At 41.6% G+C, this 3,498-nt stretch carries 3 protein-coding genes and 1 pseudogene; 1 reads left to right on the top strand and 3 read right to left on the bottom strand.

What is annotated here, in order from left to right:
* Positions 1-304, top strand: a pseudogene (locus tag HAL07_RS00475) (adenine-specific methyltransferase EcoRI family protein); the annotation flags it as partial.
* Between the two features lie 61 nt (positions 305-365).
* On the opposite strand, the gene HAL07_RS00470 reads toward HAL07_RS00475, so the two are convergent.
* From HAL07_RS00470 to HAL07_RS08010, 3 genes are all read right to left on the bottom strand, one after another.
* Positions 366-1,256 (bottom strand): hypothetical protein, encoded by an 891-nt coding sequence (locus HAL07_RS00470; RefSeq protein ID WP_053944745.1) that lies wholly within the window; start codon positions 1,254-1,256, stop codon positions 366-368.
* A complete protein-coding gene (locus tag HAL07_RS00465; RefSeq protein WP_053944744.1) occupies positions 1,256-1,792 on the bottom strand; it encodes a KwaA family protein in 537 nt (178 codons plus the stop codon). Before HAL07_RS00465 ends, HAL07_RS00470 begins: the two co-directional genes overlap by 1 nt.
* Positions 1,793-2,334: 542 nt before the next feature.
* Positions 2,335-3,498: methyl-accepting chemotaxis protein (locus HAL07_RS08010; RefSeq protein ID WP_053944743.1), on the bottom strand; the 1,164-nt coding region annotated here is incomplete at its 5' end.

Below are 3,498 nucleotides of genomic sequence, written 5' to 3'. Positions count from 1 at the left end.
AGTGCGTGCAGCTGGGCATTTCTTTACAAACTTTGTTATTAAAAATAGACCCAATACCGCAAGACTAAAACTTATGCCTCTTGATCACATCCCCGACACCTATAAAAAATTTGATGACAACGGGGTGTTGCTGGTGGATCATAGCTATATCCCTAGCGACTATACTTTGCCCTTTGCGGTGTCGACTAATCCTATTTTAAACGGCGTGTTGGAGTGTGGGTTTAAAGTTGCTACCACAAAGGAATATACCCCCTGCGTTGAGGGCAAGAGAAAGTTTAAAAGGATGTTAATCTGCAGGGAGTGAGACCAGACGAGGTTGAAGCGCAGGCTAAAAACTTCTTTCATCCTTAAGTCCGATTCCAAGGTTAGTTTTCAACGCTATTCTTTTCAGAAACATTAGCAACGCGTTGCTCTCCTCCTATTTCTGTGGTGTAGTAGGCTTCGCACACAATATGGTAGAGAGAGTCTAAATCAGCAACCTTGCAGATAAGCAATTTGCTATCTTTAAGTATTTGAGGCCGATATTTTTGAGCGTATTTTAAGTAGGCATTCCGTTTTCTTAGATCGCCATTCTTTTTAAAAATCTCCAAGCGCCCCTCTTGAAGCAAACGTTCTATTCTGGCCAGCTTTGTTTTTGGAATAGTAGATTTGATGTCCTTTAAATCTAGTTCTAAATGCAAATACTGGTAGCTGGTGTCATCTTTGATAGCTTGAAGTCTTTGTTTAGCCTCTTGAACTTTATTTTCAAAAAAGTGGGGTAACACGCGCTCTAAATCCTCAATATTTTTAAAATAAAACTTTCCTGTTTCTTGACTCCAATAAACATCTGTGCGATCTTCAATTAAAATGATCGGTTTATCTTCAATATGCGCCATGTTAGAGAAAGAGATAAATTTTTTCTTAATAAAAGAACCCTGCCTGATCACTTGGAAGTATAATTTAATCTTACCCTCTTCTTCCATGCGTACAAATAACACTGCCTTACTCTCTTTAATTTTCTGTATTTTTTTTAAAATACCCTTGCTAAGCGTATTGATATGAGGGGTATCATCACAGATCACAAGATTATAATCTTTCAAATCTTCAAAAGAGGCTTTAATAAAGAAACTCTCATCTTTTGCAAGTTTTCTTTCACTCTCTTTCCAATAATCCCACTCTTCAGAGGTTTCATGCGCTCCAAAATCCCATATTCCTTTTAGAGGTTGATCGCTCACACGGTAGATTTTTCCTTGCATCCGAGCATAGAGCATGCGCATCACTCCTTTTCTTTATCTAAAAAAACAAAGTCATTGAGTCTAATGAGCTTGCTGTATTGCATTTCTTCTTTAAGCGTTCTTTTGGAAATTAAAAAGACCTTGAACTTCGCATAGTTCTGTCCATGTGTCTTATTGAGGTCAATGGAGATTTCATAAAAGTGGTAGCCAAAAAACAAGAGGTAGGGGTTAAAGTAAGAAAACTTCCCCTTGAGGATTAAAAGATAAATAAGGATGAACACCACTATAAATATCTTATACTCTTTACAATGCTCAAAACTAACCGCAATTACAAAATAGGCAATGTAGATAGGGATGTATTTGGGTTCGGCTACCTCTACCATCTCCACCGTGCGCATCTTATCTGAGGGTGGGATGTGCTTTTCAATAAGGCGCATATAAAAGTAAGAAAACAGGGCGCAACCCACAGCTCCTAGCAAAATACAGGCCAGTTTTAAGAAACTAAAAGCAGTGGTGTGCAGGTAAAAAATCGCCCATGCAGGCGTGAGCGCTACCAACACATAGATAAAATAAAACAAGGATAGAAACAACCCCACGCTTCCGCGCCCTCAACTATACAAAACTCTAATCCGCACCACTATAGCACATGTTTTAAACACTTAAAACATGTGAGAAAAGAGAGCGCACAATATCCTAAAGACCAACATAGAGCTAGAAGACTCAACTCCTAACAACACCCGATGTACAACAATGCACCAAAATTTATCCGCATGCCTTTCAACAAATAGGACAAGGTCTTAGCAGAGCGGGGGTGTCGCTTTTAATCTTTAGTGTGCGTTAGCTTCGGCATGGCTTTTAGGGCGCATAACTCTAGCCACTCTGCTCGCATCTTGGCTAGTCTTTATAGGGCGTTTATCATAGGGTAAGTACTCTTTTTAGAAGGGAAAGCCCATTATTTTAGCCAGTGTAGACACAAACAAACTTTTGCTTTTTTAAGTCTTGGAGAGCAAAAAAGTTAAACTTTTTGGCTTTAAAAAATACAAGAGCACTTAGAGATTGCAGAGCGCGCACACCCGCAACAATGCACGCAGGCGATTCAGTTTAACCCTTTTTGCCAGCCTTAAGAAACCCCCATGCCCTGTGCGACCCGATCGCTTGCGGCTTTGATTTTTCCCATTAAGTTTTGGGTTTCATAAGAGAGCTCGGCTGTTTTTTCTGCCTCCTCGGCACCGGTGCTGATATTTGCAACCACCTGAGAGGTGATTTCATGGATAGAGCTAATGATGGCCGCAATCTCTGTGACAGACTTACCTGTGCGCTCGGCTAACTTGCGCACTTCATCGGCCACCACCGCAAAGCCACGCCCATGCTCGCCTGCTCTGGCGGCTTCAATGGCGGCGTTTAGGGCTAATAAGTTGATTTGATCGGCGATGTCTTTAATGGTTTGAGTGATGGAGCTGATCGAATCAGATTGTGTACTTAGAGTACCCACCAACTGCACATTGTTATTCATCGTGCTGGCGACATTTTGGATATTGGTGGTGGTTTTTTCAATCATGCGGTTGCCATCGCTGGTGAGTTGCTGGTTTTCCTTAATCAACTCTAAAACCATGTGGATTTTATTTTCTTTGTGGGTGGCATCCAAAGCAAATTTGATGAATTTATAAATGTTGCCATCGCTGTCAAAAACCGGATTGTAGGTGGCCTCCAAATACACTTCTTTACCGCTCTTGGTGATCCGCTTAAAAGTCCCGCCTGTGAATTGCCCGGATTTTAGGCGTTGCCAAAACTCAGCGTACTGCGGGCTTTTGACAAACTCTGGATCGCAAAACATCGAATGGTGCTTGCCCTTGACTTCTTCTAGGGTGTAGCCCATGAGCTTGAGAAAATTATCGTTGGCAGTGAGGACTTTGCCCTCTTTGTCAAATTCAATGAGGGCTGTAGAAGCAAAGTTGGCATTATAAACAGCGCGCAAATCGTTTAATTCTGAAAGGCCCGCCGTAATATCAATGGCGGTTGTGATGATTTTAACCACCTCACCCCGATCGTCTAAGACGGGGCTATAAGTGGCTTTTAAATACATCTCCTTGCCATCTTTAGTGATGCGTTTAAAATTCCCTTGCTTGAATTTGCCCGATCTAAGTTGCTCCCAACTCTGCTTGTATATTGGAGAAGAAACTAATTTATGGTCGCAAAACATCGAATGGTGCTTGCCCTTGACTTCTTCTAGGGTGTAGCCCATGAGCTTGAGAAAATTATCGTTGGCAGTGAGGACTTTGCCCTC

Source organism: Helicobacter ailurogastricus (assembly GCF_001282945.1).
Lineage (GTDB): Bacteria > Campylobacterota > Campylobacteria > Campylobacterales > Helicobacteraceae > Helicobacter > Helicobacter ailurogastricus.
The sequence above is the reverse complement of the archived record's forward strand: the minus strand, read 5'-3'. Positions and strand labels throughout refer to the sequence as shown.

Excerpts from the sequence above, each read along its gene's own strand:
- HAL07_RS00470 (WP_053944745.1), bottom strand. The coding sequence starts at position 1,256 with ATGCGCATGCTCTATGCTCGGATGCAAGGAAAAATCTACCGTGTGAGC.